Origin of the sequence: Demequina muriae (genome assembly GCF_030418295.1) — a bacterium.
GTDB classification, from domain to species: domain Bacteria; phylum Actinomycetota; class Actinomycetes; order Actinomycetales; family Demequinaceae; genus Demequina; species Demequina muriae.
Map to the genome: position 1 here is coordinate 1,407,593 of NZ_JAUHQA010000001.1, position 13,261 is coordinate 1,420,853.

General features: G+C 72.2%; 12 protein-coding genes. 9 read left to right on the forward strand and 3 right to left on the reverse strand.

Annotated features, from left to right (window positions below; translation table 11 throughout):
- Window positions 1–70: 70 nt before the first annotated feature.
- From QQX02_RS06540 to QQX02_RS06580, 9 genes are all read left to right on the forward strand, one after another.
- Entirely contained in the window at window positions 71–1,036 is a 966-nt protein-coding gene (locus QQX02_RS06540) for an AAA family ATPase (RefSeq protein WP_301142010.1), read from the forward strand.
- Window positions 1,033–2,424 carry a DUF58 domain-containing protein gene (locus QQX02_RS06545; RefSeq protein ID WP_301142011.1) on the forward strand — a complete coding sequence of 464 codons (1,392 nt, stop codon included), beginning with the start codon at window positions 1,033–1,035 and terminating at the stop codon, window positions 2,422–2,424. The genes QQX02_RS06540 and QQX02_RS06545 overlap by 4 nt, the downstream gene beginning before the upstream one ends.
- 35 nt (window positions 2,425–2,459) lie before the next feature.
- Window positions 2,460–5,039 carry a transglutaminaseTgpA domain-containing protein gene (locus QQX02_RS06550; protein WP_301142012.1) on the forward strand — a complete coding sequence of 860 codons (2,580 nt, stop codon included), beginning with the start codon at window positions 2,460–2,462 and terminating at the stop codon, window positions 5,037–5,039.
- A gap of 98 nt (window positions 5,040–5,137) precedes the next feature.
- The gene (locus QQX02_RS06555; RefSeq protein ID WP_301142013.1) at window positions 5,138–7,585 is read left to right on the forward strand and encodes an FHA domain-containing protein; all 2,448 of its coding nucleotides are present in this window, start codon (window positions 5,138–5,140) and stop codon (window positions 7,583–7,585) included.
- Complete coding sequence (locus QQX02_RS06560; protein ID WP_301142015.1) at window positions 7,582–8,400, forward strand: PP2C family protein-serine/threonine phosphatase; 819 nt, start codon at window positions 7,582–7,584, stop codon at window positions 8,398–8,400. The genes QQX02_RS06555 and QQX02_RS06560 overlap by 4 nt, the downstream gene beginning before the upstream one ends.
- Before the next feature lie 101 nt (window positions 8,401–8,501).
- Window positions 8,502–9,173, forward strand: coding sequence for a hypothetical protein (locus QQX02_RS06565; RefSeq protein WP_301142017.1), 672 nt, complete (start codon window positions 8,502–8,504; stop codon window positions 9,171–9,173).
- Between the two features lie 113 nt (window positions 9,174–9,286).
- On the forward strand, window positions 9,287–10,420 hold the full coding sequence (gcvT, locus tag QQX02_RS06570; protein WP_301142018.1) for a glycine cleavage system aminomethyltransferase GcvT: 1,134 nt from the start codon (window positions 9,287–9,289) through the stop codon (window positions 10,418–10,420).
- Between the two features lie 53 nt (window positions 10,421–10,473).
- Complete coding sequence (gene gcvH / locus QQX02_RS06575) at window positions 10,474–10,857, forward strand: glycine cleavage system protein GcvH (protein WP_301142019.1); 384 nt, start codon at window positions 10,474–10,476, stop codon at window positions 10,855–10,857.
- A 4-nt stretch (window positions 10,858–10,861) separates the two neighbouring features.
- Window positions 10,862–11,380: a (deoxy)nucleoside triphosphate pyrophosphohydrolase gene (locus QQX02_RS06580; protein ID WP_301142020.1), complete on the forward strand. Its 519-nt coding sequence runs from the start codon at window positions 10,862–10,864 to the stop codon at window positions 11,378–11,380.
- A gap of 34 nt (window positions 11,381–11,414) precedes the next feature.
- Here QQX02_RS06580 and QQX02_RS06585 read toward each other — a convergent pair whose 3' ends face one another.
- From QQX02_RS06585 to QQX02_RS06595, 3 genes are read right to left on the reverse strand one after another with little or no spacing between them, the layout of a single operon-like run.
- Window positions 11,415–12,227, reverse strand: a complete 813-nt coding sequence (locus tag QQX02_RS06585; RefSeq protein ID WP_301142021.1) for a nitroreductase family protein — start codon at window positions 12,225–12,227, stop codon at window positions 11,415–11,417.
- Window positions 12,227–12,577: a hypothetical protein gene (locus QQX02_RS06590; protein ID WP_301142022.1), complete on the reverse strand. Its 351-nt coding sequence runs from the start codon at window positions 12,575–12,577 to the stop codon at window positions 12,227–12,229. Before QQX02_RS06590 ends, QQX02_RS06585 begins: the two co-directional genes overlap by 1 nt.
- Window positions 12,574–13,260: a class I SAM-dependent methyltransferase gene (locus QQX02_RS06595; protein WP_301142023.1), complete on the reverse strand. Its 687-nt coding sequence runs from the start codon at window positions 13,258–13,260 to the stop codon at window positions 12,574–12,576. The genes QQX02_RS06590 and QQX02_RS06595 overlap by 4 nt, the downstream gene beginning before the upstream one ends.
- Window position 13,261 lies beyond the last annotated feature (1 nt).

A 13,261-nucleotide genomic window follows, 5' to 3' on the forward strand; every position in this document is an offset into this window, starting at 1 on the left:
CGCATCGGCCGTCACGCCCCACGACCGCTGCGCGGATGCGCAGCGACCATCCCCCAGCGAAGGAGACCCGATGACCGTCACCGAGGAGCAGGCCGACTGGTTCGCGAGCACGTTCTCCGCGCTCGCGGACAACGTGGAGCGCGCCGTGCTCGGCAAGCGTCACGTGGTGGAGCTCGCCTTCACGGCGATGATCTCGGAGGGCCACCTGCTGCTCGAGGACGTCCCCGGCACCGGCAAGACGTCGTTGGCGCGAGCGCTGGCGCAGACCGTGAAGGGCACGAGCACGCGCATCCAGTTCACGCCGGACCTGCTGCCGGGCGACGTGACCGGCATCACGGTGTTCGACCAGAGCAAGGGCACGTTCGAGTTCCACGCCGGCCCCGTGTTCGCGAACGTCGTGCTCGCGGACGAGATCAACCGTGCGAGCCCCAAGACGCAGTCCGCTCTGCTCGAGGTGATGGAGGAGGGCGCGGTGACGGTCGACGGCGTGACCCGGCCCGCCGGCCGCCCCTTCATGGTGGTCGCGACGCAGAACCCGGTGGAGCAGGCGGGCACGTACACGCTCCCGGAGGCGCAGCTGGACCGCTTCATGATGCGCACCTCGCTGGGCTACCCCGACCACGCTGCGACGCTGCGCATCCTCGACGCGGGCAGGCCCCCTCGCGTGGTCGTGCCCGCCCTGGTCGAACTGCAGACCATCGCCGCCATGACGGAGCTGTCCGCCGCGGTGCACACGAGCTCGCTCGTCCTGGACTACATCGCCCGCATCGTGGACGCCACCCGCGGTGCGACGCAGGTGCGGCTGGGCGCGTCGATGCGAGGGGCGATGGCGCTGGCGCGCGGCTCGCGCACCTGGGCGCTCGGCCACGGGCGCACGTACGTCACCCCCGACGACGTCAAGGCGCTCGCGGAGCCCGTCCTCGCGCACCGCCTCATCCTGGACCCGGAGGCAGAGTTCGACGGGGTCACGGCGACGGCCGTCATCGGTCAGGTCCTCCTCGACACCCCGCCGCCCAGCCAGAAGGATCTCGCTTGAGCGTCGAGTCCACGGGGCGCACCCGCGCCGATCAGTCCGCCGCGTCGCATACCCGCAGCCACACGCGCACGAGCGCCACGTGGGCGGGCACGCGGACTCAGCTCACGGGCGAGTCGCGCGGGCGGTGGGTGGCGCTTGGGCTGTGGGCCCTGCGCTGGTCGCGGACCACGGCCGATGCCGTCGCGACGGGGTGGGCGCACACGCGGTCGGTCGTGACGCCGGCCGGCTGGGCCGCGATCATGTGGGCGGTGGCGGGCACGGTGCTCGGCGTGGCCTTCGGGTGGGGCGAGTTCCTCATCGGTGCGCTCGTGGCGGTGGCGCTGCTCATGCTGGCACTGCCGTTCCTGCTGGGGCGGGAGGCCTACGAGGTCGACTTCCGCCTGAGCCACGACGCGGTGGTCGCGGGGGACGACGCCGAGGGCGAGATCGTGGTGCGCAACACTCAGGCGCGGCTGGCGCTGCCGGGCCGGGTCGACGTCCCGGTGGGCCACGGGCTCGTCGACTTCCACGTGCCGCTGCTGCGGCGCGACCACCAGCACCGGGAGTCCATCGTGATCCCCGCCGCGCGCCGAGGCGTCATCGACGTCGGTCCCGCCACCACGTCCCGCTCTGACCCGCTGCGGCTGCTGCAGCGAGAGTTCCACTGGGCCGACGTGCGCACCTTGTACATCCACCCCGTCACCATCGCCATCCCCAGCACCTCGATGGGGTTCATCCGCGATCTCGAGGGCCGCGCCACCAAGACCATCACCAACGAGGACATCTCGTTCCACGCGGTGCGGGAGTACGCGCGTGGAGACGCGCAGCGCCAGATCCACTGGAAGTCGACGGCCAAGACGGGCACCCTCATGGTGCGCCAGTTCGAGGAGACGCGTCGCTCCACCATCTCCGTCGTGCTCGACCTCGATGAGGAGTCGTACGCCTCCGACACCGAGTTCGAGATGGCGGTGAGCGCCGTCGGCTCGCTCGGCGTACGCGCCATCCGGGACGGGCGCGACGTGCAGGCCATCGTCAGCGGCGAGGTACCCGAGTTCGCGCGCACGTCGGTGCGTTCCCTGCGCCAGCTGAGGGTCACGACGCCGCGCGGCCTGCTGGACGACCTCGCGGGCGTCGAGGCAGGGGCCGCCGTCGTGTCGATGCCCACCCTGACGCGCATGCTCGTCGAGTCCTCGTCGGACACGTCGCTCGCTTTCCTCATCACCGGCTCGGCAGCCACCCATGCTCACCTCCAGAGCTCCGCGCTCGCCTTCGGAGGCGATGTCGCCGTCGCCGCGGTGGTGTGCGATCCCCATTCACAGCCGTCGATGCGTGCGATGGGTCGCACGCGGGTGCTGAGCCTCGGCGTGCTCGACGACCTCCGACAGCTGCTCGCCCGGGGCGCGACGTGAGCGCGCGCGGCAGGCACCTGCGCGCCCGACGGGGGATGGCGGCGGCAAGGCGGGGCGCGCCCGGCCGGGCGACGTGGACGTTCGTTCTCATCAACGCCGTCTTCGTCATGGGCGGAGCGGCGATTGCCGCATGGAGCCTCCTGCCGGTGTTCGAGTCCTGGCGGTACGTCCTGACCGTGGGCGTCGCGATCGTCGCCGGCGCCGCGATCGCCGTCGCGTGCGAGCGCATGCGCCGCGGCCCAGGGCTCGCGCTGGTGCTCGCCCTGCTCGTGTACGTCGGGGGTGGGGCCCTGCTCGCGATCCCGGGAGCGCTCGGAGGCCCCGAGGCGTGGCAGGATGCCGCCGTCGACCTGGTGCGCGGCCCCGTCCTCGGATGGAAGGACCTGGTGACGCTGCCGCTTCCGCTCGGGGAGTACCGCGCCACGCTCGTCCCCGTCTTTGCGCTGTTCCTCACTGCGACCCTGCTGGCGACGTGGGCCGCGGTGCGCGCGCGCCGCGCGTGGGGCCTCGGCGCCGTGGTGCTCGCGGGGCTTCTGGTCGCAGGCGTCGCCATCGGCCCGGCGGTGAGGGCGGATGCGCTGACCGACGGGCTCGCCGGCACCTACGTGACGCGCGAGTTCGCGGTCGGGCTCGCCCTCTTCTTCCTGGTGCTGAGCTGGTTCGGCTGGCGCGCGGCCCACACCAGGCACCGCGCGATCGCGATCGCGCAGGAGGGTGCTGAGGCGCGCCTGGTGCGCCGACCGCACGTGCGCGTCCTCGGTGGAGTCGCGGCCGTGCTGGCGATCATCGTCGTGGCGACGGCGGCGGCCACGGTCGTGAGCGGCCCCATCGCCGCGCAGACGCCGCGCGATGTCGCCCGCACCGCGATCGACCCCCGGCTCACCCTCGCGGAGTCCGTGTCGCCGCTGGCCTCCTATCGCTCGTACTTCGAGGACGATGCGTACGATGCGGTGCTGTTCTCGGTCACGCCGAGCGAAGGCTCGCCCGAGCACGTGCGGCTCGCCTCGCTGGCGCACTTCGACGGGGAGACCTTCAGCGCATCGGCCGGTCCCGACGAGGCGCCCGTGCGCTTCCAGCGGGTGCCGTCGACGATCGCCCCGGAGCCCGGCACCACCACCGTGCGTGCCGACGTCACCGTGGGCGCGGGGGGCGGCATCTGGGTGCCGCTGCTCGGCCCGCTGGGCAGCGTCGACTTCCACGGCCCGCGTCAGGCCCAGCTGATCGACGGCTTCTACTATCTCGCTGACGGCGCCACGGGCGTCATGGGCGCCGAGGGCGGCATCGTCGCCGGCGACAGCTACACGGTGGAGGGGCATGTCCCGGTCGAGCCGGGCGTGCTCGCCGATCTCGGCGCCTCTCCTGGCGCCGCGACCATCGACACCGAGCTGATCCCCCCGTCGCTGTCGGACTGGGTGACGCTCCAGAACGTCACTCGCGACGGCGCCGGTCTCCACGAACTCCTCACCCGCCTGCGGGAGCGCGGGTACCTCAGCCACGCGCTGGACGCTGGCGAGACCGCCGCGAACTGGGAGGGCGATCTTCCCGGCTACGCCTTCGCCTCCTCGGCCGCCGGTCACTCGTACGACCGCATCGACAGGCTGTTCGCATCGCTGATCGAGCGCGAGGAGGCCGTGGCCACCAATCCAGGTGCGTCCCTGGTCGCCGCCGTCGGCGACGACGAGCAGTTCGCCGCGGCCGCCGCGCTGGTCGCCGCCGAGCTGGGCTTCCCCTCGCGAGTGGTGGTGGGCGTGCGACTTGCCCAGACGGACGAGTCGGGCTGGACCGTCCCGCCGTGCGACGGGGGCGAGTGCCGTGGACGCAACCTCGCGGCGTGGGTCGAGGTGCAGGGCAGCGACGGGACGTGGGTCCAAGCCGACGTGTCGCCGCAGTACGAGGCACCGCTGTCGCCCGAGCTGTCCCAGCAGACCGACCCCGAGTACCCGTCCGCTCTCGACCCGGAGCGCGCCGAGCCGATCGTGCCGCCGTCGTCTCAGCGAGGCATGACGGACGAGGACCCCTCCCTGGACGAGGACGCGGACGGACAGGCGGGGTGGATCCTCACCGCCGTGCGCATCGGCGGCATCGGGCTGCTGGTGCTGCTGGTGCTTTGCGGACCGTTCCTGCTGGTGGTCGCGTGGAAGGCCGCACGCCGATCACGGCGACGCAAGGGCGCGCCCGCCGACGTCGTGCACGGTGGCTGGGACGAGTATGTGGACACCGCGGTGGAGGCGGGGATGGAGCCGATGCCCCTCGCGACTCGGGCGGAGATGGCGGCCGCATACGGCTCCGGCCACGGCTCGCGCATCGCGACGGTCACGGACCGGGCGACGTTCTCCGGCGGCGGCACCTCGGCCGCGGAGGCGGAAGAGTTCTGGGCGCTCATCGACGCCGACCGCGCGGCGTGGCTGGCACAGCGGGGCTGGTGGGCAAGACTCAGGATGCGGGTGTCGCTGCGTTCGGTGTGGCACTCGGTGGCGACGCCGGCTCCGAAGCCGGAGGCGCGTCGGCGCTCCGACAGGCCGCAGTGGCGTGCGGAGCACACCGCGCGCACGGGGAGCCGGCGCTCCACGGGGCGGTCGCGACGGCGCAGGCCGGATCGCCGCCGTCGCACGTAGGGTGCGCGGTGGACCGGCGGAGCCGTGACACAGTCGTGGCAGGACCGCGCGGTGATGGATGACGGCGTTCAGATGGCAGACAGGAAGGGACCACAACGATGAACACGGCACTGGGGGTGGCGGTGCTGGTGCCGCTCGGCGTTGCTGCGGCGATCGACCTCGTGTGGATGGGGCTCGCCCTCGGCGCCCTGCTGCGCAAGTTCGGCGGCAATCCCGTTCACGCCTGGATACCGGTGCAGCGCTGGATCGCGGCCGCGCGCGAGGGCCGTGTCGCGACCCTTCCCGTGGCGATCTCCCGGTCGGTCGAGTTCGTGGGCGCGGTCGTGGCGGTCACCGCTGTGGTGGCGACGATCGCGTTCGACACCGCGCCTTCTGCCGTGCGCATGACGATGATCGTGGGTCTGATCATGTGGCTGCTCGGCGGACTCGTCGGGTGGGTCATGTGGATCTCCGGTGCCGGCACCATCGAGCTGCGGATGCGCGCGCCGCGAGGGCTGACGTGGCTCGCCGCGATCGCCCCGGCGATCTGGGCCTCGGTCCTCGGCTGGGGTTCCTACCAGGCCACCGGCCGTGGCGTGACGGCCAACGCCGCTGCCGCGGGCGCGGCGTCCGGTCCGACGAACCGCGGCGGGCCGGCCGCGCAGCCCGAGGAGACTGCCGCGCTGGCGAGCGGATCGCTCGCCACGACGGACACGCGTGCCGCGGCTCCCGCGGAGCCGCCATCGGCGGCCATCGAGACCGCGCCGGCGCCCAGCGCACCGCCCGCCGCCGATGAAGTCTCGGCGAAGGCGGACGCGGCGAATGAAAGCACGGCCGCTCCCACTCCCCGCGCGCCGGCCGCAGGTGCCCATGAGCCCTCCTGGATGACGGGCGATGGCGGCGCGACGGTGGCGCAGCGGTGGGCGGGCTTCGGCGCGGATTCCTCGCCCGACGTCGCGGCGCGCCCCTCCCCGGACGGCGACTCCTCTCCCTATGAGCCGGGAGCGATCGGCGCCGCCGCACGGAAGGACGGCGTGCGCGTGGTCGGGCCCCAGGCCGACCGTACGAGCGACCCAGAGGTCTCCGGCGACGACTGGCCCGACCAGCCGGCCGCCAGTCGCGTGACGTCCCTTCCCGAGGGCACCGCCGACGCTGAGGCGCCCCCATCGACCGCCACTCCATCGTCGCCTGCGGCGACCACCGCCCCCGCCCCCGGCGCACCAGCCCCGACCACCCCGTCGGCGGCTGCCGATGTCGCTCCGCTCCCGCCGGGGTGGCAGGGCCTGTCGCCCGCAGGCACGGCAGAGGCGCCGACGGCGTCTCCAGTCGACGGCGTGTCCTCTCCCACGCCGTCGGAGCGGCCGTCGTCGCCTGCTGATGCGGAAGAGTCGCGTCCTGACCTCGATGGTGCCGACGAGAGGCCCTCGCCGATGCCGCCTGCGGAGGCACCCCAGGAGTCGCTCGCTCGCGACAACGACGGCGCAGGGGCGGACCCACGTGCGGCGACGCCGACCACGCCGCCCTCAGAGCCGTCGCCCGCGACGGCGGCTGTCCCGCACGTGCCGCCGCCCTCGGCGGCCTCTCCTTACCTGAAGCGGCTCTCGCCGTACATGACGGGCGATGCGGTGACTCCGGCCGCAGCCGCGCCCGACTCGCGACGCCAGCGCCGGGCGCAGGAACCTGACGGGCCACGCCCTCACGACCCCCGCCCAGACCAGCCCGGCCCAGACCAGCCCGGCCCAGACCAGCCCGGCCCAGACCAGCCCCGCCCGGATGCTCCCCATGCGGATGCCCCCGGCGCAGCGGCCCCGGCCGTCGACGCGCCGCCGGTCGACACGCCGCCGGTCGACACGCCACCAGTTGTGCCGAGCATCGCGTCGCCCCCGACGCCGGCCGTGCCCTCGACACCTGTCCCGACCCCGGCATCGGCCCCCACGCCCATCCCGCCGCCACCGGACCTCGGCGATGCCGCACTCCCTGACTCGCCACTCGACGCGACACCCGCGACGCCCTCGTTCGCACCCCTGCCGCCGAGCACGCCGTCGCCGAGCACGCCGTCGACAGCCGGGGCCGCCGGCTCGGTCGCCCACGAGCCCCCTGCCACCGCATCGGCCGCGAGCAGCGCGTTGCCTGAGCCCGCACCTGTGCCGACCGCCGCCCCGCCATCGCCCCCCGCAGGTGCGATTCCAGCGAGCGACAGCGACGATGACGACGACCACACCGTCATCGCGTCGCGGAAGCGCGAGACGTGGGTCCTCGAGGTCGAGGGCGGGGCGTCCTACGGGCTGGGGAGCGAGAGCGTCGTGCTGGGCCGCTCGACGGCCGCCGCGATCCCGGGCCGCCTCGGCGTCGACGATCCCACGCGCACGCTCTCGAAGCTCCACGCGGAGCTCGAACCCCGCAACGGCGGGTGGTGGGTGCGCGACCTCGGGTCCACCAACGGCACCTACGTGCGCGCCGAGGACGGCACCGAGCGCGAGGTCGGCGACGACGGCGCGCTTGTCGACGGCGACCTGATCCTCGGCGACCTGGTGGCTCGGATCGTCGTCGCCGAGGACCGCCGATGAACGTCGCATGGTGCGCGGGCGCCGGCGCCACCGATCCTGGTGGGCGCGCTCGCAACGAGGACGCCTTCCTGAGCCTCGGTCCGGTCCACGTGGTCGCGGACGGCATGGGGGGACATGTGGCGGGAGCGGCGGCGAGCACCGCCGTGGTGGAGGCCTTCCGTCCGCTCGCAGAGGCATCGCCAGTGACGCCCCACGACGTGGTGACGACGGTCGAGCGCGCGCAGCGCGACGTCGAGCGCGTCAGTGAGCAGGCGGGCGGCAACTCCGGCTCCACGCTCACCGGAGCCATCGCGGTGGAGCACGACGGTCATCCCTGGTGGATGGTCATCAACGTCGGCGACTCCCGGGTGTACTCGCTGTACGGGGGGAGCGTGTCGCAGATCACCGTCGACCACTCCTACGTGCAGGAGCTCGTGGACCGCGGCGACATCACCCCCGCCCAGGCAGAGGTGCATCCGGACCGCAACATCGTGACGCGGGCCATCGGCGACGGCCTGCGTGACTTCGATGCCTGGCTGGTGCCCGCGATGCCCGGATGCAGGCTCGTGGTCGCCAGCGACGGACTCATGAAGGCGATGTCCGATGCGCGCATCGGCTCGATCGCGGCGCTGGCCGGGGAGGCGGGCCTCGCGGCGAGTCGCCTGGTCGAGGCCGCGGTGGAGGCCGGCGCGAGCGACAACGTCACGGTGGTGGTGGCGGACACTCTCCATGCGCAGACCAGCGACGATGCGGACCCGTCCCCCTGGCGCTCGTGGGGACTGAGGAACGATGATGACGACACCACCGTAGCGGGACGCCGCCGGGAGCGCGTGTGACCCCCGACGAACGCGATCATTCTTCGCCACCAGATGACGCAGCCCAGTCCGACGATGAGACGCGCGTCGTGCCGCGTCGTCGTGCGGGGAGTCCACAGGCCGTGAACGAGGATCGTGACGACGATGCTGACGACGCCACTCGCCTGACGTCGCGACGCAGGCCCACGTCGGACGATGACGACGACCCCGATGGCGCGACGCGGATCGTGACCCGCCGCGGACGCGGCGAGGACGCATCGGCCGCCCACCCTGATGCCGCGATGGAGGGCGCTCGCGACCTCGACGACGCGACGCGGCTCTCGTCCCGATCGGCCGGGCACGAACCCGACGCGACCCGGCTCTCGTCCCGATCCGGCGCTCCTGTGGCCGAGCCTCAGGAGGACGCGACGCAGCTGGCCAGGCCACGCGGCGGACCAGGCGAGTCCGGTGCGCCAGGGGGCTGGAGGCGTGGCACGAGACCGGGCGAGCTGCCGGACGGCTATGAGTCGCATGAGGTCTCTCGCGGCACCTTCGGCGAGCGGGACGGAGCGTATGGTCCGCGTGCCGCGTCGTCCGCGACGGAGGTTCCGCGACTCGAGGATGGACCGCCTCCCGCTCGGGCCGATGCGCGGGAGGCGCCTGCGGTCGTCGCACCGGCGGAGGCCGCGCGGCGGCGTGTCGCTGAGCGACGTCGGCGGCTGCTGACGGCGATGGGGGTGGCCGCTGCCCTCGCCGCCGTCGTGACTCTCGCGGTGCTCGCCATCGTCTTCCTGTCGGGAGCTGGCGAGCCCTGACCCCCGGGGCAGCGCATCGGCGCTCCCGCACGGGCCCTCGCTGACCCCGCCCATCCCGGCGTGCGTCGCGTGCTGACGGCGACCAGTGGGGCCCGATCGCGTAGGTTGGACATGTGACTTCTCAGACGTCTCCGCTGCATGCCGAGCACATTGCCGACGGCGCCACCATGGTCGACTTCGCCGGGTGGCAGATGCCCATGCGATACGAGGGCGACATCGCCGAGCACCAGGCGGTACGCACCGCGGCGGGGCTGTTCGACCTCTCGCACATGGGCGAGCTGATGGTGAGGGGTGCGGACGCGGCGGCGGCCCTCGACTACGCGTTCGTGGGGCAGTTGAGCCGGGTTCCGCTGTGGGGCGCGAAGTACACGATGATGTGCGCGCCGGACGGGGGCGTGATCGACGACGTCATCGTCTATCGCCGCGACTGGGACCACTTCATGGTGGTCGCCAATGCCGCCAACCGCGAGGTGGTGCTCTCGCAGCTGCGGTCCCGCATCCACGAGGGCGGCTTCGACGCCGCGGTCGAGGATGAGACGCACGAGATCGCACTGATCGCCATCCAGGGGCCCGCCGCGGAGTCCATCACGGCGTCGATGTGCGAGCTGGGCGCGGAGGACATCGTTGCGCTGAAGTACTACAAGGCGTCCAACGTGCTGCTCGAGGGTGGCATCCACGCCTTCGCCGCCCGGACGGGCTACACCGGCGAGGACGGCTTCGAGCTGTTCGTGCCCGCGGACCGGGCGGGCGCTGTGTGGCGCCTCGCGATGGAGCGTGGCGACGCCGCGGGGCTGACGCCGTGCGGTCTCGCCTCTCGCGACTCGTTGCGACTCGAGGCGGGCATGCCGCTGTACGGGCGCGAGCTCAGTCATGACACCACCCCCTTCGAAGCGGGGCTCGGCCGCATCGTGGCGTTCGGGCGCGAAGGCGGGCCCGCCCGCGGGGACTTCGTGGGCCGGACCGCTCTCGAGCGGGCTCGCGACGAGGGGCCGCAGAAGGTCCTGGTCGGCTTGTCCGGTGAGGGCCGACGGTCGCCGCGCACGGGCTACCCCGTGACCGACGCGGACGATCGCCAGATCGGCATCGTCACCTCTGGTGCTCCGTCGCCCACCCTCGGTCACCCGATCGCGATGGCGTACGTGCCGCCGCAGCTCGCGGAGATCGGCACCGAGGTCGTCGTCGACGTCAGGGGACGCCGGGAGCCGATGCGCGTCGTGGCGCTACCGTTCTACACGCGGGGCGGCTAGCCTCGTGCCCATGGTCTCGAAGGCCACGTGTCACAAGCGAAAGGTGGGCCGTCATGCCGGAGATTCCTGAGGACCTGCAGTACTCGGCGGAGCACGAGTGGGTGCGCGGCGAGCTCGTGGAGGGTTCCGTCGTCACGGTGGGAATCACCGCCTACGCGGCCGATGCGCTCGGCGACGTGGTCTATGTCGAGGCGCCCGAGGTCGGTGCGGCGGTCGTCGCGGGCCAGGTATGCGGGGAGCTCGAGTCCACCAAGGCCGTGAGTGAGCTGTACTCGCCGGTCACGGGCACCGTCGCCGAGGTCAACCCCGCGCTCGAATCAGCGCCGGACCTCATCAACTCCGACGTCTACGGCGAGGGGTGGATCTTCACCGTCACGCTCGCCGAGGAGCCCGCGAGCCTGCTCGACCCTGCGGCCTACGCAGGCACGACGGCGTAACGCCATGGGCGGCCGCTCCTCGACCAGGCTCGTCGTCGCTGCGGCGATCACTGACGACCTGCTGGTGCCGCGCACACTGCTCGCGGCGCGACGAACGGCGCCCGATGCGCTCGCGGGGCTCTGGGAGTTCCCGGGAGGCAAGGTGGAGCGGGGTGAGAGCGTCGAGCAGGCGCTCCGGCGAGAGCTCCGCGAGGAGCTGGGCGTCGAGATCGAGATCGGCGACGAGATTCCCGGGCCCGACGACGGTCGCGGGGTCGACGACCAATGCGGCGACGAACCGGTGTGGATGCTGCGCCCCGGCGATGCCGATGTGGAGCGTCTGGTGATGAGGGTCTGGTGGGCTCGTGTGCTGCCTGGCGCCGACGGTGCGACGGTCGAGCCGCGGCCCCTGCAGGACCACGACGAGCTCCGGGTGCTGGAGCCGGGCGGATGGCGCGATGTGGCCTGGCTGCCGGCCGACAAGCGCATCGTGGATGCCCTGCTGCAGGACGCCACCGATCGTCACCGCCGCGCTTACTGCTGACGGCCCGCCGCGGCGGCGCCTCAGGATGCGCTCATCAGGCCTCATCGGCCCTCTCGGGCTCGTCCCACCCTGCTTGGGGCGTGGCACACGTGCCTCGGAAGACGTACTGCGAGGGACGCTTCCGCTGGCTGCTGGTCCAGTCGATCGGTGGCCGGCGCTGCTCGTCGGGCACGTAGCCAAGCCGGTAGACGGCCATGAGCTCGAGATCGTCCGGAACTTCGAGCAGCGCCACGATCTCGTCCCACCGCCCAGGAACCTCCATGGGGAACGAGATGAACTGGATGCCCATGCCGAGCTGGACGGTGGTGAGCCAGACGTTCTCCATCGCCGCCCCCATGCTGAACACCGAGTAGAACGAGGACAGCTCTCCGGGTCGGTACTCGTTGCGGTCGAGCATCACGCCTAACAGCAGCGGAGAGCCGGCAACCAGCTTGCGGTTCTCCGCGCCGAGGGTCTGCGGCACGCGCATGGTGTTCATGAGCTTCTGCCCACGAGCAGTGAACACCTGATTGGTGAACGGGCGCAGCGGTGCGGGAAGCCGGTCGAAGAGCATCCCGTCGCGCCGGCGCTCCATCTCCTCCTTGCTGAACCGGAAGTACGGCTTGTAGCGCTCGAAGAACGTGCCGTTCGACATCGCCTCGGTCATGCTCTCGCCGCTGATCTGCGCTACTCGCTCGATGGTCGAGCGTTCCTCGACGATCACGAATCGCCACGGCTGGCTGTTCAGCTGCGACGGGGCACGGCCCGCCACCTCCATCAGGAGGCGTTGATGCTCCTCGGTGACCGGGTCGGGCAGGAAAGCCCCGTTGGTGGTCTTGCGGCGACGGACGACGTCAAGGAATTCCATCAGTGCCTCCTCCAGGCGAGAATGAGCGCGGTCACGAACGACGGCGCCGCCATGCCGGCCACGGTCGCATGTCGACGCAGGCGTCCACCGGCATACGGCAGCGCCGCGAGCGGGCCGACGGCAAGCAGCAGCGGGAGACCGGCGGGCCTGCGCTGGACAGCGCTCGCGGCGAGTGCGAGTGCTGTCACTGAGCCGGTGGCAATGAACAGCGCGTGGTGGACCCAGTGGATGCGCCTGTTGTCGATCACACCGGTTGCCACCCCTAGCCCGAAGGCGACATTGGTGGCGTAGCACGCGGCTGCCATCGTGATCAGGCCCCGGGTCGCCCGTCCGTCCGGAGGCTGGCTCATCCTCCGACTCTTTCATGGGTGAGTAGCAGCCGCTGGGGGAACATCGGCTCGACCCTCCATTCCGGGGGTACCTGCGCGCGCAGTTCAGGAGGCCGGTAGCTGCGGCGGATCGACAGCAGGCCGTCCTGGTGCACGAACGACCGTCGCGAGAGTGACACCGTCGCTGCCGCGTAGAGGTGATAGCCGAGGCGTCCTCGCGACAGGTCGTTGTGGATCACCAGGTGTCGCGACAGGGCGAGACTGTCGTCCAGCAGCGAGCCCACCTCGTGCGCGTCGAGGTGGTGGAGGACGTGGTTCGAGATCACCATGTCGAACGTGTCGCCACGGGCGACCAGGTCTGCGCTCGACGCCTGCTCGAAGCGGACATCCGCGGTGGGCAGCCGGCGGACGTGGAGGAGCGCGCGCGGGTCCGGATCGATGGCTGTGATGTGCAGCGCCAGTCCATCGTCGGCGGCCCACCGTGCGAGGGAGCGTGGAATGTCCCCGCCGCCGAAGCCGACGTCCAGCACTGTGGTCGGCGTGTGGGTACTCAGATGCGGCCGAATCCTTCCCCGGTAGATGCGGCGCCAGCCCGAGACCAGCCGGTTGACGGTGGTGAAGTGCCGGTAGGTGCGCTCGAGACGGTGGGGGTCGCAGTCCGGCTCGTCCATGAACTCTCGCGCCTCGGTGTCCCGACGGGCCATC